The organism is Candidatus Poriferisodalis sp. (assembly GCF_965204125.1).
GTDB lineage: Bacteria > Actinomycetota > Acidimicrobiia > Acidimicrobiales > Poriferisodalaceae > Poriferisodalis.
Genome location: NZ_OZ241968.1, coordinates 915,719 through 938,525, shown reverse-complemented (window position 1 = coordinate 938,525; position 22,807 = coordinate 915,719). Strand labels below are relative to the sequence as shown.

Here is a 22,807-nt window from a genome sequence, read left to right as displayed (position 1 = left end):
GGGCTGGCTCTCACGGTCGGGGTCCGTTTCGCAAACTACTGAGGGGTACACCCGGCAGCGCATCTTTCCTTCTACGCTCACAGCCGTGAACAGCCAAGCTGGCGAATCCAACAGCGGCGCCGCAGTGCGCGGGTTGCTGCTGGTGCTGGTTGCCGTCGTCGTGGGCGTGCTGCTGCTCCGCTCGGTCGACGATCCAGACGACACGACCGTGACCGACACAGCCCCGCCTGCCGCACCGGGCGACACTCTCCCGACGGCCACAGAGGCGCCCACACCCACGAGCGGCCCCGCCGATGCTGGCGACTCCGGCTCGGGCACGGTCGCCACTGTGGCCACCACCGTCACCGCCGCGCCCGCCACCGACACCACCTCGGCAGGCGCCGAGCCGTTCCAGCCGAGGCCGGCGGCCGAGGTGTCGGTGCAGGTTGCCAACTCCACGACCGTCCGGGGGGCGGCGGGGCGGCTCACCGACCGGTTCAAGACGCTGAGCTACATCACCAAGACGCCCACCAACTACGTGGGGACGCCGATCGACCGGACGCGCATCTACTACCAGCCGGGCTCGCTGCTCGAAGCGCGGGCGATAGCGGGGGTGTTGGAGCTCGACGCCGACAACGACGTGTTCCCGATGCTGGCAGACACGTCAGCCGTGCAAGGCTTCGAGACGCCCGACGTGCTGTTGGCGCTGGGGACCGATCTGGCTGAGTAGCCGAGCAGTCGACATGCGGGTCATCGCGTGCCCGGACAAGTTCCGCGGCACTGCCTCCGCTGCGGAGGTGGCAGCAGCGATCGCCGATGGCGTGCGCCGGCAGCTCGGCACGCACGTCGAGGTTGTCTGCCTGCCCGTGGCCGATGGCGGCGAGGGCACGCTCGACGCGCTGGGCGGCCCGAATCGCACCTCATTGGTGATCGGGCCTTTGCGGGAACGGACCGAGGCGGGGTGGCGGCTGGAGGGCCACGTCGCGATCGTGGAGATGGCCTGCGCGAGCGGGCTGCTGCTGGCAGGCGGCGCGGAGGGAAATGATCCGCTCGCCGCCACCACCGCAGGCACCGGCGAGCTGATAGCAGAAGCGGTCGCGAGCGGCGCCCGGCGGGTGATCGTGGGCGTGGGCGGCTCGGCCACCACCGACGGCGGGCTCGGCGCGCTGGACGCGATGTCGCCGCTGGCACGTCTCGCCGGCGTCTCGGTGGTGGTGGCCTGCGATGTCCGTACCCGCTTCTGCGATGCTGCGCGCATCTTCGGCCCGCAGAAGGGCGCGTCGACGCCGCAGATCGAGTTGCTCACCCGCCGCCTCGAGCGGCTCGTGGACCTCTACCGCGAGCGTTACGACATCGACGTCAGCGAGATGCCGGGCGCAGGTGCCGCAGGCGGCCTGGCGGGCGGGCTCGCGGCCGGCCTCCGGGCCGAGCTGGCACCGGGATTCGATGTCGTCGCCACCGAGGTCGGCCTGCCCGATGCGATCGAAGGCGCCGATCTGGTCATCACCGGTGAGGGACGGCTCGATGCCAGCTCGTTCGACGGGAAGGTCGTGGGCGGCGTTCTGGAGATCGCGGCCGAGGCCAGCGTGCCCGTGGGCGTCGTGGTGGGAGCTCGCGACCCCGATACCGATCTCGCCGACTGGCGCCCGCCTCCTGCTGGCGACGCCCCGGCCACGAGCTTGGTGGTGCTGTCGGAGCGATACGGGGCCGAGCGGTCGATGGGCGACACGCTGGCGGCAACCCGCGACGCCGCCGCCGACCTCGCTGCCAGTCTCCTGTGAAAGGTTGGCGGTTAGCACTCTCATCTCTAGAGTGCTAACGGCTGCTGCGAACGCAGCGGCCCCGTGACGCCCAGTCACCCCTTCCGAGAGTCATCCGAGACAGGAGCCAGCCGATATGGCCAAGATGATCACGTTCGACGACGAGGCCCGCCGCGCACTCGAGTCGGGCATGAACCAGCTCGCCGACGCCGTGCGCGTCACGTTGGGGCCCAAGGGTCGCAACGTCGTGCTCGACAAGAAGTGGGGCGCACCCACCATCACCAATGACGGCGTGTCCATCGCGAAGGACATCGAGCTGGAGGACCCGGTGGAACGCATCGGGGCCGAGCTGGTCAAAGAAGTGGCCAAGAAGACCGACGACGTCGCCGGCGACGGCACCACCACGGCCACCGTGCTGGCGTGGACCATGGTGCGCGACGGCCTGCGCAACGTGGCCGCCGGCGCTAACCCGATGGCCGTCAAGCGGGGCATCGAAGCCGGTGTCGACGCCGCTGTGGGCGCCATCGAGGACATGTCGATCAGCGTGACCGACTCCAAGACCCACGTGGCCCAGGTGGCGGCCATCTCCGCCGCCGACGGCGACATCGGCCAGCTGATCAGCGACGCATTCGACAAGGTCGGCAAGGACGGCGTCATCACCGTCGAGGAATCGCAGACGTTCGGCCTCGAGATGGATCTGGTCGAGGGTATGCGCTTCGACAAGGGCTATATCTCGCCCTACTTCGTCACCGATCCCGACTCGCAGGAAGCCGTGCTCGACGACGCGTACCTGCTGTTCATGCAGGGCAAGATCTCCGCGGTCCGCGACGTGCTGCCGGTGCTCGAGAAGGTCACCCAGGCGGGCAAGCCGCTCGTGATCATCGCCGAGGACGTCGAGGGCGAGGCCCTCGCCACGCTCGTGGTCAACAAGATCCGCGGCACGATCCGCTCGGCGGCCGTGAAGGCCCCTGGGTTCGGCGATCGTCGCAAGGCGATGCTGGCCGACATGGCCATCCTGACCGGTGGCCAGGTCATCAGCGAGGACGTCGGCCTCAAGCTGGAGAACACCACGCTCGACCTGCTGGGCACGGCCCGGCGCGTGGTCGTCACCAAGGACGAGACGACCATCATCGAGGGCTCCGGCGACGAGTCCGAGGTGCGCGGCCGGATCGAGCAGATCAAGAACGAGATCGAGAACACCGACTCCGACTACGACCGCGAGAAGCTGCAGGAACGGCTGGCGAAGCTGTCCGGCGGCGTGGCGGTGCTGCGTGTCGGCGCGGCCACCGAGGTCGAGCTGAAGGAGAAGAAGCACCGCATCGAGGACGCGGTCAGCACCACCAAGGCGGCCATCGAGGCTGGTGTGGTGGCCGGCGGCGGTGTCACGCTGGTGCGTGCCGAAGAAGCGGTGCGCTCTGTTGCGGACGGCCTCGACGGCGACGAGTCCACCGGTGCGCGGCTCGTGGAGCGCGCGCTGGCCGGACCGCTGAAGCAGATCGCCGAGAACGCCGGCCTCGAAGGCGGCGTGGTGGTCAGCCGGGTGCGCGAGCTCGACGGCGCCATGGGCCTCAACGCTGCCTCCGGCGAGTACGAGGACCTGGTCGCAGCGGGCGTGATCGACGCTGCCAAGGTGACGCTGTCGGCGCTGCAGAACGCCTCGTCGATCGCTGCGCTGTTCCTCACCACCGAGGCTGTGATCTGCGACGAGCCCGATGCCGGCGGCGGCGCTCCCGGCATGCCCGACATGGACTTCTAGCGGAGCCCTCACCAACTCCCCTGAGCAGCCCAACCCAACGCAATGGCCCGGGTCTGGTGCCCGGGCCGCTGCGCGCCTGGGAGACACCGCCGCGGCGGAGCGCAGCGAAGGGCGCCGGTACCCTGACCGGATGCGGCGGGGGCGCACGATGCGGGTGCTGGTGGACCGGCTGCGGCAGGGCACCTGGCAGCGGTCGCCCGATGAGGTCGTGGTGGAGGAGCCGCTCGAGATCCGCCTCGACGGCCACATGGTGGCCACCACCATGCGCACGCCCGGACACGACTACGAGCTGGCGGCGGGGTTCTGCGCAGGCGACGGGCTGCTCGGCGACGCAGAAGTCACCGGGGTGCGCTACTGCGGCGAGGGCCCCGCGGCCGAGTTCGAATACAACGTCGTCACCGTGGAGACCGGCGGCAGGGCGCCCGTGCCCACGCCCCGTCTCGGCAACGTCAGCGCCGCCTGCGGGATCTGCGGCAGCACCACCATCACCGACATGGCCGCCCGCCTCGGGCCGCTGGCGGGCACCCGTCAATTCAGCGTCAATGCGGTGCGCTCGGTTTTGGCTGCAGTGCCCAATGCGCAAGAGATGTTCGGCCGCACCGGCGGGCTGCATGCCGCCGCGACCTTCGACGCCGAGGGTCGTATCGATGTGCTGCGCGAGGACATCGGTCGCCACAACGCCGTCGACAAGGTGATCGGCCGGCGCTTGCTCGACGGGCGTGACGATGCCGGCGCGATGGCCCTGTTCGTGAGCGGTCGGGCCAGTTTCGAGATGGTGCAGAAGGCGTGGGCGGCTGGGATCGGCACCCTCATCGCTGTCAGCGCCCCCAGCTCGCTGGCCATCGAGTCGGCGCGGGCCGCGGCCATCACGCTCGCAGGCTTCGCGCGCGGCGACGAGCTGAACGTGTACAGCGGCGGCCTGGCGGGGCTTCCCGAGCGTCTCGGTGAGACCGCCGCACCTGCCGGGGCCCGTCCCTAGGCTGCGCGGGTGTCACGGATGCCAGAGGTGACCACGTCGGTCGGGTGGGGCGTGCTGCACCTGTTCTGCAAGCTGACCCCCGCAGCCGACCGCTCGGGCCTGCTCGCCGCCGTCGAGGCCACCGTCGACAGCGACCACCAGGTGCTGACCGTGGCCGTGCTGGGGCACAAGGCCGACGTCGGCTTCATGGCGCTGGGGCCCGATCTGTGGCGGCTGCGCAAGCTGCAGACGCTGGTGCAGCAGGCAGGCCTCGAGGTCGCCGACAGCTACGTCTCGATGACCGAGGTGAGCGAGTACGCGCCCGACCTGCCACCGGAGATGAAGACGCCGCGGCTCTACCCGCAGCTGCCGCCCGAGGGCAAGCGGGCGTTCTGCTTCTATCCCATGTCGAAGCGCCGCGGTGCCGTGGCCGAAGGCAGCGGCAACTGGTTCACGCTGCCGTACGACACCCGCCGCGAGCTGATGTACGAACACGGCACCTCAGGCCGCAAGTTCCGGGGCCGCATCCTGCAGGTCGTCACGGGCTCCACTGGCGTCGACGACTTCGAGTGGGGCGTGACGCTGTTCGGCGAGCACCTCGACGACCTCAAGGACGTCGTGTACACGATGCGCTTCGACGAGGCGAGCGCCGTCTACGGCGAGTTCGGCACCTTCTATACGGGTCTGCTGGCCGACACCCCCACGGTTCTCGATCGCATCGGCCTGCGGTAGCAGGCGCAGGCAACTCGGCCTGTAATCCAGCGGCTCAGCCTCTTAGTCTGTTCGCAGGCCGGTGCGTCACTGAGACGTTCCGGCACTGAACCAACCGCCAATCGAGGTTGCGATGTCTGAGTACTCCGCCCCCGTCGACGACATGCTGTTCGTGCTCGAACACGTGGCGGATCTGGCGGATCTGGCCGCCCACGAGCGGTTCGCGCACGCCGACCTGGAGACCGCGAGCGCGCTCCTCGGCGAAGCCGGCCGTTTCATGTCCGCCGAGGTTGCCCCGCTGAACGTGCCGGGCGACCAGCAGGGGCTCGACTTCGACGACGGCGTGATCACCCATCCCGACGGCTTCGCCGATGCCTACCGCAAGTTCGTCGACGCCGGCTGGAACGGCATGGCCTTCGACGACGACTTCGGCGGCGGCGGGATGCCGTGGTGCGTCGGCCTGGCCGTCCAGGAGATGCTGACCTCGGCCAGCATGGCGTTCAGCCTGTGCCCGCTGCTCACCCAAGGGGCCATCGACGCCCTCACCCACCACGCCGACGAGACGCTGCAGCAGACATTCCTGCCCAAGATGATCAGCGGCGAGTGGTCGGGCACGATGAACCTCACCGAACCGCATGCCGGCTCCGACGTGGGCGCGCTCACCAGCCGTGCGATCCCGCAGGACGACGGCAGCTACCTCATCACCGGCACGAAGATCTTCATCACCTACGGCGAGCACGAGCTGGCCGACAACATCGTGCATCTGGTGCTGGCGCGCACGCCCGAGGGGCCTCCGGGCACCCGCGGCATCAGCCTGTTCCTGGTGCCCAAGTACTTGGTCAATGCCGACGGCTCGCTGGGGCGCCGCAACGACTTGCGCGCCGTGTCCACCGAGCACAAGATCGGCATCCACGCCAGCCCGACCTGCGTGATGTCCTACGGCGACGAGGGCGGCGCGGTCGGCTATCTGGTGGGCCCGGAGCACGGCGGCATGCGCGCCATGTTCACCATGATGAACAACGCCCGGCTGTCGGTGGGCCTGCAGGGGCTGTCACTGACCGAGCGGGCGTACCAGCAGGCACGCGAGTACGCGCTGACCCGCAAGCAGGGGCGGGCCATCGGCGCCGAGCTGCCGCCGGGCGAATCGTCGCCGATCGTGGATCACGCCGACGTGCGGCGGATGCTGCTGACGATGCGGGCGAACGCCGAGGCCATGCGCTGCGTGATGTACCTGAATGCGGCGGCGATCGACCGCTCCATCGTGGCCACCGATCCCGACGAGCGGCAGCGGGCCGACGAGCTCACTGCGATCCTGACCCCGATCAGCAAGGGCTGGGGCACCGACCTGGGCGTCGAGATGACCTCGCTCGGGGTGCAGGTGCACGGCGGCATGGGCTATGTGGAGGAGACCGGCGCCGCGCAGCACTGGCGCGACAGCCGGATCGCCCCGATCTACGAGGGCACCAACGGCATCCAGGCGGCCGACCTGGCCTTCCGCAAGCTGCCGCTCGGAGGCGGGGAGGCCATGGCACGGCTCATCGGCGAGATGGGCGCAACTGCAGGCAGCCTGGCCGCGAGCGACGATGCCGATCTGGCTGCGATCGGGGTTGCGCTGGGCGATGGCGTTGCGGCGATGGGCGAAGCGGCGATGTGGCTGGGCGGCCAGCTCTCGGCGGCGCCGAACGATGTGGCCGCGGGCTCGTCGCCGTTCATGCGGCTGGCCGGCGTGGTGGTCGGCGGCTGGCTGCTGGGTCGCAGTGCGGAGGCAGCCGCTGGGCTGCTGGCAGGGCAGGGCCTGACGGTTGCGGACGCCCGCGACGGGGGCGCTGCGACGGCTGACGGCGCTGCGTCGCCGCAGTTCCTCGCCGACAAGGTGGCCACCGCTCGCTTCTATGCCGACCAGATCCTGCCGTCGGCTCGCGGGCTGGTGCCCGCGGTCACCGGCGGCGCCGAGCTGTTCTACGCCATCCCGGCCGACCGGCTCTGAATCGCCCGGCGCCGCACTGATGACGTTGGGCGAGGGCGGGAGCGACGAGATGCCCGGCGCTGAGCCCGCCGACGGGAAGCTTGAGCGGCTGCGCGGGTTCTTCTCGCAGTCGGGACCGGTGGTGGTGGCGTTCAGCGGCGGTGTCGACTCGTCGCTGGTGGCTTGGGCGGCCAACGACGTGCTGGGCGATACGGCGCTGTGCGTGACGGCTGTCTCGCCCAGCCTCGCAACCGACGAGGCCGCCGACTGCGCGGCCCTGGCGGCCGAGTGGGGACTGGCGTGGCAGACCGTCGAGACCGACGAGATGACGCGCGCCGCGTACCGCGTCAACGATGCAGACCGCTGTTTCCACTGCAAATCGGCCCTCATGGACCAACTCGAGCCCCTGGCGGCTGCGCGGGGCGCCACGGTGGTGCTGGGCGTGAACCTCGATGACCTCGGCGATCACCGGCCGGGCCAGCACGCTGCACGCGACCGGGGCGCCCGCTTCCCGCTGGTGGAAGCGGGCTTCGCCAAGGCCGATGTCCGCGCGGTCAGCGCCGACCTGGGTCTGCGCACATGGGACAAGCCGGCGGCTGCGTGCCTCGCCTCGCGGGTGCCCTATGGCACGCAGGTGACGGTGCCCTTGCTGGCACGGCTCGACCGAGCCGAGGCGGCACTGCGCCGGCTGGGCTTCGGCCAGCTACGGGTGCGCGACTACGGCGACACGGCGCGTATCGAGCTGCCGCTCGATGATCTCGCCGAGGCGGTCCGCCGACGTGAAGCCGTCGTGGAGGCGGTCCGCGGCGTCGGCTACCGATATGTCACGCTCGACCTGGAAGGCTTCCGCTCGGGCAACCTCAACGGCGCCCTCGCCGACGGCAACTGCGTTGTCCCCGCCCCCTCCGAGGCCGGCTGATGAGCGTTGCATCGGTGGACGAAGCGGCCGCGCTGCTGGCCGATGGAGCGATCGCTGCGCTGCCTGGATGGGTGGAGCGGTGCGTGGCGGAGGCGTGCGAGCGTGCTGGCGTGACCGCACGGGAACTCGGCGAGCCGGCACAAGCGGCAGGCGAGCAGTGCGTCGCCGAGATCGGCCCGCCGCTGCGCGACCTGCTGGCCACCGATGTCGACGAGCAGCAGACCACGCCACTGAGCGTGCTGCGCGGCGCCGTGCGATTCCCGACCGAGGTGTTGGCCGACGGCGGTGTGCCGGCACCCGAGCGCGACGATTTCGACGCCTCCCGCTTTCCCGGCGATCCTTACGGACTCACCCCGGCCTCGTTCGCCGACATCGAACCCGACCTCGGCCCGATCGGCATCGCCTGGGGCGCAGCGAAGGCATTCGAAGTGCTGCAGCGTCGAAGAGCAGAGGGGCAGCGATGACGGCGTTCGGCGAGCGGCGGGCCGCTCTGATCCGCACCGCTGCTGCCGCCGATCTGCCGGCCGCACTGTCGGAGCTGACCGACTCGTGGCTGGCTGAGCGGTTCGGGACCGAAGCTGCCGAGTGCGGGCTGTCGAGTGCACCGGAGGACAGCGCGAATGGGGCCGGCACGGGCGTGGCGCTCGTGGCCGTCGGCGGCTACGGCCGTGGCGAACTGTGCCCCGGCAGCGACATCGATCTCCTCCTGCTGCACGACGGCCGCGAGTCGCTGCTGGAGAGCCACGGCGCACTCGGGGACAGCTCGCATGGCGGCAACCTGGCCGACCGCCTGTGGTACCCGATCTGGGACGAGAAGCTGAAGCTGGGCCACGCCGTGCGCTCGCTGTCCGACACGCTGGACTTGGCAGCCTCGGACATCGACACGGCAACGGCGCTGGTCGATGCCCGCCACCTCGCTGGCGACGAAAGCCTGACCGAAAGGCTCATCGAGGGAGTGACGGCCGACTGGCGTGACAACGCATCGGGGCGGCTCGACGAGCTGCAGCGCGCCGTGAGCCGCCGGCACAGCCAGAGCGGCGAGGTGGCATTCCTGCTGGAGCCCGATCTGAAAACCGGCCGCGGCGGGCTGCGTGACGCGCACGCGATCCGCTGGGCGCGGCTGGCAGGCGCGCAGCTTCCCGCCGCAGACACCGAACGCCTTGCTGAGGCCTACCAAACGCTGCTGCGGGCACGGGTGGATCTGCACCGCACCACCGGCCTGCGCAGCGACGTGCTGTCGGCAGACGACCAGGATGCCGTGGCCGAACGATCAGGCGCCATCGACGCCGATGCGTTCGTGGCCGAGATCGCACAGGCCGGGCGCATCATCGCCTTCTTATCGGATCAGCTGTGGTCGAGCGTCGCCCGCCAGCACGCTGAGGTCGCCGCCCCCGAGGTCGACATCGCCGGGCTGTCGATGCGCGACGGCGAGCTGGTGATCGAGGGCGATCCCGCAACCGATGTCGTGCTGGTGTTGCATGCAGCGGTGCAGTCGGCCCGCAGCGGCGTACCGATCAGCCGGGCCAGCCTCGACAAGCTGGCCGAGCGTCAGGCCAACTTCCCCGACCCATGGCCCCACGGAGCGCGAGCGCTCTTCGTGGAGCTGCTGAGCTGCGGGCACAAGGCCGTCGACGTCATCGAGACGCTCGACTACTTCGACGTGTGGACGCGGGTGCTGCCCGAGTGGGCGCCCAACCGCAATCGCCCCCAGCGCTCCCGCTACCACCGCTTCACGGTGGACCGGCACCTGCTCGAGGCCGTCGCCGAGGCGGCCCGCTTCACCCACCGCGTGGCACGCCCCGACCTGCTGGTGATGGGTGCGCTGCTGCATGACATCGGCAAGGGCTACCCGGGCGATCACACGCAGGCCGGCATGCGGCTGGCCGGCCCCATCGCCCGGCGCTGCGGCTGGAGCTCCGACGACGCCGACACGCTGGTGCGCCTCGTGCAGCACCACCTGTTGCTGACCGACGTCGCGACTCGCCGTGACCTCGACGACCCGCTGACCGTGGCCACGGTCGCTCGGGCCGCCGAGACGCCTGAGTTCCTGGAACTGCTGGCCGTGATGACTGAAGCTGACTGCTTGGCGACCGGTCCCATGGCATGGGGGGAGTGGACGTCGAACTTGGTGACCGCCCTGGTCGAGATGACCACTGAGCACATGAGCGGCACGGATCAGGCATCGCCGGGCCACCGCCGCCTGCTCACCGAAGAGGTCGTGGAGCTGATGGCGGCGGGCGAGACGGCGCTGCGAGTCGACGACGATGTGCTGACCGTGGTGGCGCCCGACGAGCGGGGCCTGTTCAGCCGAGCTGCCGGCGTGCTGGCGCTGCGGGGGCTCGACGTGCTACAGGCCGACGCCTATTCGAGCCCGGCGGGCATGGCGGTGTCATCGTTCCGGATCGTGCCGCCCGACACGCCGGTGGACTGGGACCGGGTCATCTTCGACGTGCGCCGATCGCTGCGCGGGCACCTGGCGCTGGAGGCGCGCATCGCCGAGCGGGCGCGGGTGTACCGGCGTCGCCGGGCGCTGTCCGCGACCCGGGCCGCCACACGCGTCACGTTCGATGCCGAGTCGGCCACCGGGGCCACGATCGTGGAGGTCCGCACCGAGGATCACATCGGCGTGCTCTACAAGGTCACCCGGGTGCTGGCCGAGATGGGCCTCGACATCCGCTCAGCCAAGATCCAGACGCTGGCGAATGAGGTGGTCGACTCGTTCTACGTGGTCGGCCCCGATGGGCCGGTCATCGATGAGGCGCACCAGCGAGAAGTAGAGCTGGCCCTGCGCCACGCCCTCGCCTAGCGCGGCTGATCAGTCTGGTTCCTGCTGACGCAGCTGATCAGTCCGGTTCCTGCTGACGCAGGAACTGTTCCAGTTCGTCGATGAGGCCGTCGGGGTTCTCGACCATTTCGCTGAAGTCCTCGACGGCCTCGGCGGCCGACTCCTCGAGGATCTGCTGCGCGTACTGGGCCAGCGTGTCGTCGCCGGCGACCAGCTCGTCGATCTGGCGGCCGTAGTTGGCGGCGGCGCTGTGCAGCTCCGACTCGCCCAGCGTCACGCCCAGGAACTGCCCCACCCGCTCGGCGAGCGCCAGGGCGGCCTTCGGAGACGGGTAGTTGTGCACGTAGGTGGGCACGGTGGCCCAAAACGACACGCTGTCGAAGCCGGCCCGGTGGCATGCGTCGTTCAGCACGCCGATGATCCCGGTGGGGCCCTCGTAGGTGGACTGCCGCAGGCCCATGTTCAGGTTGAGGGCGGCGTTGTTGGAGGCGCCCACCACGTTGACCGGCGCGTTGTGATGAGTGTCGGTGAGCAGCGCGCCCAGCGTGACCACCGTGGAGACGCCCAGCGATTCGGCCATCTCGATGATCACGTCGCAGAACGTGCGCCAGCGCAGCCGGGGCTCCACGCCGAGCACGGTCACCACCGGCCGGCCGTTGTCGACCTCGCCGATGCGCACATCGGGCGTGGGCCAGTCGATCTTCCGCTCGCCCTCGACGACCTGCACGCTGGGCCGCACCGAGGCGAAGTCGTAGAAGTACTCGGGATCGATGTGGGCCACCGGATGGCAGCGGAAGCGCCGGCGCAGGTACTTGGCGGACTCGGTGGCCGCATCGCCGGCGTCGTTCCAGCCCGAGAACGCTGCAATGAGGATGGTGTCCTTGCCGGGTTCGGGTCGCTCCAACCACTCAAGATGGCCCACGTCGGCGAGGCTAGCGGCACCCTGTTGTCACATGACCCTGGGCGTACGATGCGGGTCGTGGCTGAACCTGGCGCGTCGGCGGCTGACTCGCACGCTGGTGTTCGCATTGAGGTGTGCGACGTTGTCGACGATGCGTTGGTCGGCGCGTTCGCACGGCTGCACCCGCAGCTGTCGAGTTCGCCACCGCCCGATGCCGCGGCGCTGGAGCGCATCGTCGGTCATCCGGCCAACACGGCGCTTATCGCGCGAGACAGCGCTGGCGAGATCGTGGGCGCGATGATCTTGGTGCTGTTCCCGCTGGCCAGCGGTCTGCGGGCTTGGATCGAGGATGTGGTGGTGGACGAGTCGGCACGGGGCCGCGGCATCGGTGCTGCGCTGAACCGGCAGGCCATCGAGATCGCCCGGCAAGCGGGCGCCCGCACGGTCGACCTGACCTCTCGACCCGACCGAGAGGCCGCCAACCGGCTCTACGCCCGGCTCGGCTTCAACCAGCGCAACACCAACGTCTACCGACTCGACCTGTAAGTACGGTCTGTACCGAACGTCTCGCTGCTCACGGCCGCACCATCTTGAGGAGGCTCCAGAACCATGGATCCAGACAGCATCAACTTGGGCCTGTTCGTCCTGCGAGTGATCGTCGGCGTCACCCTGGCGCTCCATGGCATCGCCAAGTTCCGTGGCGGCATCCGCGGCGTCGGCAACTGGTTCGCCGCCGAGGGCCTGCGCCCAGGCTTGCTGCACGCCTACCTCGCCGCCCTCACCGAGATCGGCGCCGGCATCGGCTTGGCGCTCGGGCTGCTGACGCCCCTCAGCGCCATGGCGTTCATCGGCGTGATGACCACCGCAGGGTGGGTCGGCCACCGCAAGAACGGCTTCTTCATCATCCGTGAGGGCTGGGAGTACGTGTTCGTGCTGGCCGTTGCGGCGGCGGCCGTGGCGGCCACCGGTCCAGGCGACTGGTCGGTTGACAACGCGCTCGGCCTCGACTGGAGCGGGCCGGTCTGGTTCGTGGTCGCCATCGCCGGCGGGCTGGTTTCCACGCTGTTGCTGCTGGCCGCGTTCTACCGGCCGAATGCTCCCGCGGAGCAGTGACATCTGCGCTGCGCTTGCGACACCCTGGAAAGCGCTCCCGCGCCCTGAGATCCCCGCAGTGAGGCGCCAGCGATGAGGTGGGGGCTCTTCGGGCGGCTGGTCGGCTACAGCACGGTGTCGGCCGGCACGGTGGCGGTGACCCAGTCGGTGCTGGTGGTGGCCTATGCGGTGCTGGGCTGGCCCGCAGTCGTGGCCAACGTGGTGGCGGTGTGCGTTGCCGCCGGGCCCGCCTACTACGCCAACCGGCGCTGGGTGTGGTCTCGCACCGACCGCCACTCGCTCACCGGCGAGATCCTGCCCTTCTGGGCCTACAGCCTCGCCGGGCTCGGCATCTCGTCGCTGCTGGTGGCGCTGGCTGACCGGTGGTGGCAGTCGGCCGTGGCTGTCTCGGCGGCCAACCTCATCGGCTTCGGGGTCTTGTGGGCGGGGAAGTTCATCCTGCTCGACCGGGTGCTGTTCGCCCGGCCCGAGACTCCCGCCGGTGCCCAGGGCTCAGCCTCTGAGGGGCGATGAACTCCGAGCTGGTGGCGCTGGCCCAGCAGGTGAAGGGCTTCATGCCCCACGACGAGGGCTTGGCGCTGTACCGGGCCGCCGCCGAGGTGGCCTCGCAGGGACCGCTGGTGGAGATCGGCTCGTACTGCGGCAAGTCGGCGGTGTACTTGGGTGCCGCCGCAGCGGAGTCCGGCGGGGTGCTGTTCACCATCGACCATCACCGCGGTTCCGAGGAGATGCAGGCCGGATGGGAGCATCACGACGCTGAGCTCGTCGACTCCAGCAGCGGCCGCATGGACTCGCTGCCGATCCTGCGCCAGACCCTCATCGACGCCGGTCTCGAAGACACCGTCGTGGCCATCGTGGGCGACTCAGTCACGGTCGCGACGCACTGGTCGAGTGCGGCACTCGTGTTCATCGACGGCGGCCACGGGGAGGCGCCGGCCCACGCCGACTACGAGGCGTGGTCGCCGAAGGTGATGCCGGGCGGCCTGCTGGCCATCCACGATGTGTTCCCGGATCCCGCCGACGGCGGCCGCCCGCCCTATGAGATCTGGCTGCGAGCTTTCGACGACGGCTTCATCGAGCACGGCGCTGTCGGCAGCCTGCGCGTGCTACGGCGCCCGGTCAGCGGCCAGGCGTCGTGATGAGCGCGCCGGCGGCCCCGGTGCGGCGGTCGAGCGCGTCGGTGGCGAGGAGCACAGCCGCAGCGGTGTAGCTGGTGCGCTCGGCATCGGGAAAGGTCCGCGACTTGGGCACGACCCAGCCGGTGTAGTAGCTGCCGTCGTCATTGCGCATCGCCGATGTGGCCTCGACGAGCCGGCGGGCAGTGGCGGCGCTGCCGGTGCGCAGGTAGGCGAGCGCGCACTCGCAGGTCTCCGCCGCGGTCACCCACGACTGGTCGGCCACGCAGCGCACGCCTTGACTCAACAGGAACTTGGGTGCGCCTGCAGCGAGGTGAGACCGGGCCTGCGCCCCGTCGAGGGCGCCGCACAGCACTGGGTAGTACCAGTCCATCGCCCAGCGATCCTTGGGCTCGAAGCCGTCGGGCCGGTGGCGGATCTGATGCGTAGTGCGGGCCAGGGTGCGCGCCCACGCTGGCCGCTCCGCACCCATCAGCTCTGCCAGTGCGAGGCCGCACCGCAGCGAGTGCACGATTGACGACGACCCGGTGAGCAGGGCATAGGGCCACGGCGTGCCATTGGCGTGCACGGCCCAGGGAATGTGTCCGCTGGCAGTGCGCAGGCTCACCACGAAGTCGAGCGCACGTGCCACGGTCGGCCACATCGCCTCCACGAAGCCCCGGTCGCCGGTGGCGAGCCAGTGGTGCCAGACGCCCACCGCGACGTAGGCGCAGCAGTTCGTGTCGACCTTGAAATCCTTGATACCGAGCGCGGTGTAGTAGTTGTGCCAGCTGCCCGCGTCGTGCTGGTTCGCCTGCAGCCACTCGTAGGCGTTTTCGGCCGCCCGGTGGCGCCCCGCCGACGCGAGTGCCATGGCTGTCTCGACGTGATTCCACGGATCGGCGTGCCCGCCGTCGAACCACAGGATGAGACCGTCGGGCTGCTGGCAGGCCTCGATGGCATCGGCCGTGGCAGCGACCTCAGCGCTCGTCAGCAGCGGCGCAGTGACGACTGCCGCTTCAGGCTGCATGTGCAGCTCCCACTGGTTCGGCGACCGGCTTGACCGCCTCGTGCGCACGGGCCTTGTAGGCGTACAGCACCGTCGATTTGGGCAGCACGGCGCTGAGAAAGCGGTCGAGCGTGCGGGTCAGCGGCGGTGCCGTCGTCATGTCCCACACCAGCAGCCGGTGGTAGGCCTGCACCAGCGGGTGCTGGTCGTTGTGCGGCCCGACCAGGCAGCGCAGCCACCAGTAGGGCGTGTGCAGACCGTGCGCGCCGTGACTGTCGGAGACATACAGCCCGGCCGCCGCCAGCTTCGCCCGCAGTTCTCCGGCGCGGTAGATGCGTACGTGGCCGTCGGGCACAGCGGGTGCGTGGTAGTCGGCCGACAGCGCCCAGCAGACCCGTTCAGCGGCTTGCGCCGGAACCGTCACCGCGATCGTGCCGCCGGGCCGCAGCACCCGTGCCAGCTCGGCGATGGCCCGCTCGTCGTCGGTGATGTGCTCGAGCACTTCTGCAGCGATGATCCGGTCGAAGCTGGCGTCGGGGTACGGCAAGGCGGTGGCATCGGCCACGACCGCGTGGCCGAGCTGCTGGTCGTCCGGCGAGTCGATCTCGCCGGCGTCGTCCATGGCCGCGAACATGTCGGTGACGGCGCGCAGCTCGTCGGGATCGCGGTCCGACGCCACGGTGACGCAGCCGCGCCGGGCGCTCTCGAAGGCGTGCCGGCCCGCGCCGCAGCCCAGGTCCAGCACCCGGTCGCCGCGAACGGCGCCGAGACGCTCGTAGTCGACAGTGAGCATCAGCGCCCCGAGCTCAGCCTCTGGAAGTCGCGCCGGCGTGGCGGCGGCGCTGGGGCGTCGTCCAGCAGCGCCCGGTACTGCTCGACGGTCTTGCGAGCCGTGGCCGCCCACGAGTAGTTCGCCTTCACCCGCGCCCGTCCAGCCGCTCCCACGGTTGCCCGCAGATCGGGCTGAGCGAGCGCCCAGCCGATGCGGGCCGCGAGCGCCTCCGAGTCGCCGGGCGGCACCTGCAGGCAGGTTTCGCCGTCGGCGCCGGTGACCTCTGGCAGCGCGCCTCCGGTGGTCGCCACCAGCGGCACGCCGCACGACATCGCTTCGACGGCGGGCAGCGAGAAACCTTCGTACAGCGACGGCACCACCGCCAGCTCGGCCTCGTTGTAGAGCTCCACGATGCGCTCGTCGGGCACGCCGCTCACGAACTCGACGCTGCCGGCCAGGTCGAGCCGATCGATGAGCCGGCTCGCCGCTGAGTCGTCCTTGGGACGCCCGATCACCACCAAGTGGAGCGACGGATCCTCGGTGCGCAGCTTGGCCAGCGCTTCGAGCAGGTAGGCGAGGCCCTTCATGGCCACGTCGGCGCTGGCGGTGGTCATGAGCCGGCCCGGCACCGGCGTCACATGCGGCAAGAGCCGGAACTGGGCCGGGTCGACGCCGACCGTCACGATGTTCAGGCGGGCAGGGTCCACGCCGAGGTCGGTCACGATGTCGTCGAAGCTGTTGGTGGACACGGTCACGATCCGGTCGAGGCGGCGCGCCACGCGGTTCTGCATGCGGGTGAAGGCGTAGAAGCGCCGCATGGCGAGGCGCTTGCCGCGGTTCGGCGCGTGGGCGATCTCGAGCCGCCGGTCCACGGTGATCGGGTGGTGGATGGTGCCGAGCGTGGGCATGCCGGCCCGCCGCAGCCAGTCGATGCCGTAGCCGAGGCACTGGTTGTCGTGCACCAGGTCGAAGTCGTCGAGCCGGCTGCGCAGCGCCCGGAACGCGCGCAGGCTGAACGTCAGCGGCTCGGCAAACGAGGCCGTGCAGGTGATGAGCCACTCCAGCACGTCGATCGGTGACCGGAACTCGGCCAGCTTGGGCACCCGGAACGGGTCGGGCATGCGGTACAGGTCGAGGCTGGGCAGTTCGGTCAGCTTGACGCCGGGGTCGAGGTGCGGGTAGGGCGGCCCGCTGAACACCTCGACGCTGTGGCCGAGGGCCGAGAGCTCACGTGCCAGGTGGCGCACATAGATGCCCTGGCCGCCGACCCAGGGATGACCGCGGTAGGTCAGCAGTGCGATGCGCAACGGCGGCCCGCTGTCAGCCGGCTCGTCGCCGGACTGCATGTCTGCCGGCCCGGTTTCGGGACCCATCGCAGCCTCCGTCGGAATGCGAGAACCCGGCAGGCACCGGCCCGGCAGAGCCGGATCGAGCAGGCGAGCTCGTCAAGGTCGCGTGAGGCTACCGGCGACCTGTCCCCGCCCCCGGGTGCCGTTCATCGCGCATCTGCGTTGACCGATTGCATCTCGAAGCGATGTGAGCGTGGCGCAATGTTCCGTTGCCATTCCCTTCACCCTCAATTGGCCAGAGGGAATAATGTCGCACCCCGAATGCAAGATGGCCATGTGGCACGAGCCGATAGTGGCATCGCTTCAGCGAGGGACGATGTCGCGGCCACACTGTCGGCGTTGCATGAGCGGCTAGATGCCCATTTCCAAGCCTTGGCGGAGACCCGTCAGCGGCTTACGACTTCACACGGTGTCTATGCGATCGAACACGGGCTTGCCCAAGGAGACCTGTCCGTGCTCGGCGATGCCGTCAAGTCTTGGATGTCGCAGGCCCATCCATCCCAAGAGCACCGGCTGCCATTCGTCGTGTACACGACTGAGATCGGATATCGATACGAGGGTGACGAGTATTGGCCGACCCTTGAGCGACGCGCTCCTGGTTGGCAGCAACGCATCGGTCGGCAATACGTCAAGTCCATTTTTCGGTGGTTCCAGCAGACCTACTTCGGCGCCAAGCCTCAAGGACGCTGGGCCGAGCACAGAAGCATCATCAGTTGGCCCATCACGCACGCGATTTTGCCCACGGATCTCCAGCGCCAGTTGGCACGACTGCTCTACGAGTGCCGAGGCGCATTGACCAGCGAATTGCTCGATGACGCTGACCGTCTTGGTCATCTCCTCGGGGCCCGCGCTCACACAGCCTCCAAGCGGTTCCAGCAGTTCGCGCAGAACACCGAACTTCTTGGGAACGTGGCGGCTGCCTTGCTCGACGATGGCGCGAACACCCCGACGATCGACTCCACGGCGCTTGAGCGAATCAAGCGTGATCTCAACGAGGTTCGCCAAGCTCGTCGATGGCTCTCTGACGCAAAGTCCTCAGCGGACCGGATCCGCGTCAAGGGCGCTTTGCGCGGTACGGCGACACCACGGCGATTCGTAGGCAGTGCCGATGGGCGCACACCTCCCACGTCACCGGTGGAATTCTGGTTGCACTCTGGGGATGCCGGCTGGCAGTTGCGCTTGAGGGTGCCTGATTTCACCTCGCTGTTCGCCAGGCGTCGTGAGCTCCGACAAGAAATAGCGCAAGCCAAATGCCGCGTTGTCGGCACGGGGGGAAAGCGTCGCGCGACAGGCTGGCTGCTCGACTGGGGCCAGCAGGTTGTTCTCACCGATTGGCCGGGTGTTGATGAACCTGTCTTCGAGTTAGATCGAGTTTCGCCGCAAACAGCGGCACTCTTTGCTGAGGAAGCACGCACACCCCCCAACGAACGTTGGCTGTTCCAAAGAGGCTCCGACGATAAGGGACTCCTGGTTAGATCCGGCCTAGTGCGGCCCGGTGGCCGGTACCTCCTCCTCGGCCCTGATCTGGAGGCTCCACCAGTCGATTGGGTCCGCGAGGAACCGCTTGACTGCGATGGCGCCGTCGTATTGGCAATGGACATACCCAAAGACCTGGGCTCAGAAGCATCTGAGATGATGCGCGCGTTGGGGTGCGAAGCACAGAGCAGCGTCACGATCACACCTCTTGGCGTCGTTCCAGCGGCTTGGGATGGCGTCGGGTATGGCGAGTGGTTGCTTGGTGACGAGCCGATTCTGGGCCTGTCGTCGGATCACGAGATCACCGCCTTTACGGCGACACTCGATGAAGCTGAACAAGCTCACGTCCAGTGGGAAGAAACCACAGACGGTCTTGTCGCTTTGGAACTCTCGGATCTGGGCCCGGGCTGGCATGACCTGCGGCTGTCATTCCTAGTTCCCGAAGGAAGTCGACCAATTCCCAATCTCAGAGTCGGGCTACGCCTGCGCGAAGTGGAGGCAGAGCGAACTGATGGCACGTTCAGGCAGCCGCTGCGGCTTCGCGTTCGCCCGCAGAGTGCATCGCTCGAGGATCTCTGGGACGGGCGATCGACAGTCGAAGCGGTTGGACCCTACGGATTGAACACAACGATGACCGTTGCGTTGAGCAACGCAGACGACCTGGTCACCGCTCAATGTGCCTTTCCGGTTTCGCTGCCGCTCGCCGCAGCTCAGTGGCCAGAGGTATTCGATGCCCAAGTGGCCCGGCGGCCCGAATTCCAGAGCGTCTACGACGAGGCAACGCATTTCCAGCTCGAACTTGGTGATGATGAACTCGGACACGTCAGTGTCGTGCTGGAGCGCGAGCTTGAGCCTCTGCGATGGGGTTTCCGACGATCACGTGGCCGCACCGTCGCACGCCTTTACCAATCCGCTGACACTGGCGGCAGCGTGGAGGTCTCCCGCTACCCATTCCGTACACCCCACCAACGCGAGCTCGCGACGGCTGAGGACCCGCTCGGGTTCGACTTCTTCGACGCTGACGGTGGCTTGTTCGTCGCTCAGCTCGACGGTCACGAGGCCCGAGCAATCCTGCCACCAACAGTGCGCGACTTCCGACGCTTGGGTCGGGCACGGAGTCTCGTGCGTATCGGGGTTCGTGGTCGCTCAGCGGCAACATTGACTCGGCTTGTCGATCTCGCAGCCTTGTGGTCAGGATCGAGATGCCCGGGTGACTGGCTTGCACACGATCGCCGAAACGCCGTTTGCGGCGCTGTCAAGCGCGAGATCGCGTCCATGGTGGGCGGGCAGACATGGTCCAAACTCGAGCACAAATGTGCGAACCGCATCGCGCTGAGCATCGCCGAACTCGAGGCGGGTCTGGCTAAGCCCCGAGATTGGGAGTCACTGCGCACAGAGATTGCGCAACTGGCGAGTGTCGCCAGTCCATCCCTCGACCCGCCGGTAGATCGCTATGCCGCGATACTCGGACGTTCCTTGCCCACGGGGCAACTCTCTGCACTTGCACAGCGCCTCGGCACTGGCGGGGACGTTGTGGAGTCGCGCGTGGTGCGATCAGACGGTTCCAGCCTTCGGCTTGCTGAGGTGCTGCTTCGCCTCGCATCAGTGCCTGAGTCGCTGCACAGTAGGTCGGCCAGCGAGCAGGGGCTGGACTTCAACGTCGTGCTGGAGCGCCCCGTGATGTTTCGAGGTGCTCGAATGCTCGCCATCGTCGCCGAGCAGCGGGGGCAGGCTTGGGAGTGGGATTGAGAGCGATTGGGACTCAGGCGGTTCTCGATGCGACCTCGGCTGCCCTCAGGTTCGCATCTGCGCCTGACCTCGGTCGCCTAACCGCGGCGAGCTTTCGACGAGCGGCATCGCTCATGTGCCCTTCAGCTCCGTCGGAGCTCATCCGCGCGGTTCGCGATGCACTGGGACAACTAGTTCCACTGGAATCCGAGTCGCTTGCAGAGACACTTGATTGTTTGGTTGCCGCCGGTGATTTGGTCGAGACGACGGAAGAACGATCCGGGAAGCGGTACCGCGTGATCTATCTGGGGCATCCTCGATTTGTGCGGCGCCCGCTAGGTGGCCTCATTCTGTTCGGGACACGACCGGACGATGCGCCGATAGTCGGAGACAGTCTGCAGGACCGGATTGTTGAGACCGGATACCTCCGTCGAATCGACGAACCTGACGATGAGGTGTTCGCTTCGCTCAGTGCTTACGGCCTCTATGAGATCCCCGAGTCCGATTGGACCGGACAGCCGGAACCAGGCCCGGCATCTGAGGTCATCGATGCCTACGTTGGAGAGCTTCGGCAACGGTCGCTGTCGACAGCTCCCGACACCCTGCGCCTCCTCGACCCCGAGGCGGTGCCGCATTACTACCGCGGACGATGGCGACCAGCGGCTGCATCGGATCGTGGAGTCTTCATCGCTCGTCGTCGTCAGCGTTATGGCTCGGATCTCTGGTGCCTCATCGATCTGCAAGACGACGAGCAATGTCGGCTTCTCGACTTGCCGCTTGACTCGACGCAGGCGCTACGCGGCTGTGACGAGGCATGGCGGCTGCAAGCAGCCATCGACTTCGTGCGCGGCAATCCTCTAGCCCTGATTATTCATGAGAATTGGGGTGGCGGGGTTTTCGCGTCCGCGGAAAAGCCTTTCTGACCTGCGACGATGTGTGTTGTCGAGGCACACATTGTGCGGATCGGAAAGGCATCTCCGAGGTGAAGCTTAGAAGCGTGTCCAATGCGGTGCTGACATCTGGCGGGGACCGGGCAGTGTCGGGCGTGGGGCTGTTCGTTCTGGGCGGCTTCGCGGACCGGGTGGGGCTGGCGGGGGAGCTGTCGGGGGCGCTGGTGCCGCGCGGGGAGCGGGCGCCGGTCCATGACCGGGGGGTGCTGTTGACGCATCTGTGCTTGGCGCTGGCGGGCGGCGGGGAGGCGTGCAGCGACATCGAGCATCTGCGCGCGCAGCCGGAGCTGTTCGGGCCGGTGGCGTCGGACTCGACGCTGTGGCGTGCGCTCAGCGGTGTCGGCGACGAGGAGCTCGACGGGCTGTGGCAGGCGGCGGGGGCGGTGCGCGAGCGGGTGTGGCCTCAGACGCCGGCGACGGGGCCGCTGGTGGTGGACATCGACTCGACGCTGGTCGAGGTGCACTCGGAGAACAAGCAAGGCGCGGCGCCGCACTACAAGGGCGGCTATGGGTTCCACCCGATGGTGTGCTCCACCGACGAGGGGGAGCCGCTGTGGGGGATGCTGCGATCGGGCAACGCGGCGGCGAACAGCATCGCCGATCACCTGCACGTGCTCGACCGTGCGATCTCGATGCTGCCCGAGTCCGACGCTGCGGGCCACCGCGCCGGCGACCCCAAGGACCTGGTGCGGCGGCGGCTGCTGGTGCGCATCGACGCGGCGGGATGCTCGGCGCGCATCGCCTTGGGGTGCAGGGACCGAAACGTCGGCTTCGCAGTCACCGCGCGCGCCACCGACGGCATCGACGCAGCGATAGCCGCCGCCCGCCTCGACCACGACATGTGGGTCCCTGCGGCGCCGAACCCCAAGCACGCCCGCAAGCCCAACCGGACCCAGGTCGCCGAGCTCACCGAGCTCGTGGACCTGACCGAGTGGCCCGAGGGGACTCGGCTGATCGTCCGACGCGAGCCGCTCCACGCCGGCGCCCGGCGCAGCCTGTTCCCCTCAGAGACCTTCCGCTACTGGGGATTCCTCACCGACGCGCCCGGCAGCCCCGCCCATGTCGACACGCTCATGCGCCACCACGCCCACGTCGAGAACAGCATCGAACGGCTCAAAGACTCCGGCCTGGCACGAATGCCGTTCGCCGCCTGGAACGCCAACCGCGCCTGGACCGCCATGTGCCTCATCTCGCTCGCGCTCGTGACATGGTTCCAGACACACCAGCTCACCGGCGCTCTCGCCAAAGCAGCACCCAAACGGCTCCGATGGCAACTGTGGCACCTGCCCGGCATCGTGTGCCGCCGAGCCCGCCGCACCCTCATACGCATTCCCACGCGGCTTCCCGGCGCCCGAGCGCTCCTCGCGGCCCAGCACCCCCGCTGAACCCCCACGCCCCCCAACACGGCCACCGCCCGCGCCCGCAGCCCCACCCCACACGCACCCACAACCGCCGAACGCACCCACAACCGCCCCAACCACCCGCCACCGACACAGCCAACACCGCATCGCCCCCGCCGACCCTCAAACCGACGCCGAAAACCGGCCCCAACGCCCCCAA

20 protein-coding genes are annotated in these 22,807 nt (G+C 68.8%); 16 read left to right on the top strand and 4 right to left on the bottom strand.

Annotation, left to right across the window (positions count from 1 at the left end; genetic code table 11):
• Positions 1-85: 85 nt before the first annotated feature.
• From ACOGXD_RS04480 to ACOGXD_RS04440, 9 genes are all read left to right on the top strand, one after another.
• Positions 86-709 carry a LytR C-terminal domain-containing protein gene (locus ACOGXD_RS04480; RefSeq protein ID WP_419916717.1) on the top strand — a complete coding sequence of 208 codons (624 nt, stop codon included), beginning with the start codon at positions 86-88 and terminating at the stop codon, positions 707-709.
• A 13-nt stretch (positions 710-722) separates the two neighbouring features.
• Positions 723-1,760 carry a glycerate kinase gene (locus tag ACOGXD_RS04475; RefSeq protein WP_419916716.1) on the top strand — a complete coding sequence of 346 codons (1,038 nt, stop codon included), beginning with the start codon at positions 723-725 and terminating at the stop codon, positions 1,758-1,760.
• 115 nt (positions 1,761-1,875) lie between these two features.
• Positions 1,876-3,495 carry a chaperonin GroEL gene (gene groL, locus ACOGXD_RS04470; protein ID WP_419916715.1) on the top strand — a complete coding sequence of 540 codons (1,620 nt, stop codon included), beginning with the start codon at positions 1,876-1,878 and terminating at the stop codon, positions 3,493-3,495.
• Positions 3,496-3,625: 130 nt separating this feature from the next.
• Positions 3,626-4,474: a formate dehydrogenase accessory sulfurtransferase FdhD gene (gene fdhD / locus ACOGXD_RS04465; RefSeq protein ID WP_419916714.1), complete on the top strand. Its 849-nt coding sequence runs from the start codon at positions 3,626-3,628 to the stop codon at positions 4,472-4,474.
• A gap of 18 nt (positions 4,475-4,492) precedes the next feature.
• Positions 4,493-5,185 (top strand): chlorite dismutase family protein, encoded by a 693-nt coding sequence (locus tag ACOGXD_RS04460; RefSeq protein ID WP_419917349.1) that lies wholly within the window; start codon positions 4,493-4,495, stop codon positions 5,183-5,185.
• Between the two features lie 112 nt (positions 5,186-5,297).
• The gene (locus ACOGXD_RS04455) at positions 5,298-7,151 is read left to right on the top strand and encodes an acyl-CoA dehydrogenase (protein WP_419916713.1); all 1,854 of its coding nucleotides are present in this window, start codon (positions 5,298-5,300) and stop codon (positions 7,149-7,151) included.
• Between the two features lie 19 nt (positions 7,152-7,170).
• Positions 7,171-8,049, top strand: coding sequence for an ATP-dependent sacrificial sulfur transferase LarE (gene larE / locus ACOGXD_RS04450; RefSeq protein ID WP_419916712.1), 879 nt, complete (start codon positions 7,171-7,173; stop codon positions 8,047-8,049).
• Positions 8,049-8,513 (top strand): hypothetical protein, encoded by a 465-nt coding sequence (locus ACOGXD_RS04445; RefSeq protein WP_419916711.1) that lies wholly within the window; start codon positions 8,049-8,051, stop codon positions 8,511-8,513. Before larE ends, ACOGXD_RS04445 begins: the two co-directional genes overlap by 1 nt.
• Positions 8,510-10,855 (top strand): [protein-PII] uridylyltransferase, encoded by a 2,346-nt coding sequence (locus ACOGXD_RS04440; protein ID WP_419916710.1) that lies wholly within the window; start codon positions 8,510-8,512, stop codon positions 10,853-10,855. The genes ACOGXD_RS04445 and ACOGXD_RS04440 overlap by 4 nt, the downstream gene beginning before the upstream one ends.
• A gap of 37 nt (positions 10,856-10,892) precedes the next feature.
• On the opposite strand, the gene ACOGXD_RS04435 is transcribed toward ACOGXD_RS04440, so the two are convergent.
• Positions 10,893-11,756, bottom strand: a complete 864-nt coding sequence (locus tag ACOGXD_RS04435; protein ID WP_419916709.1) for a PAC2 family protein — start codon at positions 11,754-11,756, stop codon at positions 10,893-10,895.
• 57 nt (positions 11,757-11,813) lie between these two features.
• On the opposite strand from ACOGXD_RS04435, the gene ACOGXD_RS04430 reads away from it, so the two are divergent.
• The 4 genes from ACOGXD_RS04430 to ACOGXD_RS04415 all read left to right on the top strand — a co-directional run bounded on the left by ACOGXD_RS04430 (position 11,814) and on the right by ACOGXD_RS04415 (position 13,987).
• Entirely contained in the window at positions 11,814-12,281 is a 468-nt protein-coding gene (locus ACOGXD_RS04430; protein WP_419916708.1) for a GNAT family N-acetyltransferase, read from the top strand.
• A gap of 63 nt (positions 12,282-12,344) precedes the next feature.
• On the top strand, positions 12,345-12,848 hold the full coding sequence (locus tag ACOGXD_RS04425) for a DoxX family protein (RefSeq protein WP_419863055.1): 504 nt from the start codon (positions 12,345-12,347) through the stop codon (positions 12,846-12,848).
• A gap of 72 nt (positions 12,849-12,920) precedes the next feature.
• On the top strand, positions 12,921-13,361 hold the full coding sequence (locus tag ACOGXD_RS04420; protein WP_419916707.1) for a GtrA family protein: 441 nt from the start codon (positions 12,921-12,923) through the stop codon (positions 13,359-13,361).
• The gene (locus ACOGXD_RS04415; RefSeq protein ID WP_419916706.1) at positions 13,358-13,987 is read left to right on the top strand and encodes a class I SAM-dependent methyltransferase; all 630 of its coding nucleotides are present in this window, start codon (positions 13,358-13,360) and stop codon (positions 13,985-13,987) included. The genes ACOGXD_RS04420 and ACOGXD_RS04415 overlap by 4 nt, the downstream gene beginning before the upstream one ends.
• On the opposite strand, the gene ACOGXD_RS04410 is transcribed toward ACOGXD_RS04415, so the two are convergent.
• From ACOGXD_RS04410 to ACOGXD_RS04400, 3 genes are read right to left on the bottom strand one after another with little or no spacing between them, the layout of a single operon-like run.
• Entirely contained in the window at positions 13,968-14,993 is a 1,026-nt protein-coding gene (locus ACOGXD_RS04410; protein WP_419916705.1) for a prenyltransferase, read from the bottom strand. The two genes, ACOGXD_RS04415 and ACOGXD_RS04410, sit on opposite strands and share 20 nt — an antisense overlap.
• Positions 14,983-15,765, bottom strand: coding sequence for a class I SAM-dependent methyltransferase (locus ACOGXD_RS04405; RefSeq protein WP_419916704.1), 783 nt, complete (start codon positions 15,763-15,765; stop codon positions 14,983-14,985). Before ACOGXD_RS04405 ends, ACOGXD_RS04410 begins: the two co-directional genes overlap by 11 nt.
• Positions 15,765-17,117 carry a glycosyltransferase family 4 protein gene (locus ACOGXD_RS04400; protein ID WP_419916703.1) on the bottom strand — a complete coding sequence of 451 codons (1,353 nt, stop codon included), beginning with the start codon at positions 17,115-17,117 and terminating at the stop codon, positions 15,765-15,767. Before ACOGXD_RS04400 ends, ACOGXD_RS04405 begins: the two co-directional genes overlap by 1 nt.
• A 252-nt stretch (positions 17,118-17,369) precedes the next feature.
• Between ACOGXD_RS04400 and ACOGXD_RS04395 the strand changes: the two genes are divergently transcribed.
• The 3 genes from ACOGXD_RS04395 (at position 17,370) to ACOGXD_RS04385 (ending at position 22,632) form a co-directional block, all read left to right on the top strand.
• The gene (locus ACOGXD_RS04395; RefSeq protein ID WP_419916702.1) at positions 17,370-20,318 is read left to right on the top strand and encodes a hypothetical protein; all 2,949 of its coding nucleotides are present in this window, start codon (positions 17,370-17,372) and stop codon (positions 20,316-20,318) included.
• A 275-nt stretch (positions 20,319-20,593) separates the two neighbouring features.
• A complete protein-coding gene (locus ACOGXD_RS04390) occupies positions 20,594-21,220 on the top strand; it encodes a hypothetical protein (protein ID WP_419916701.1) in 627 nt (208 codons plus the stop codon).
• 74 nt (positions 21,221-21,294) lie between these two features.
• Positions 21,295-22,632 carry an IS1380 family transposase gene (locus ACOGXD_RS04385; protein WP_419914043.1) on the top strand — a complete coding sequence of 446 codons (1,338 nt, stop codon included), beginning with the start codon at positions 21,295-21,297 and terminating at the stop codon, positions 22,630-22,632.
• The last annotated feature ends 175 nt before the right edge of the window (positions 22,633-22,807 follow it).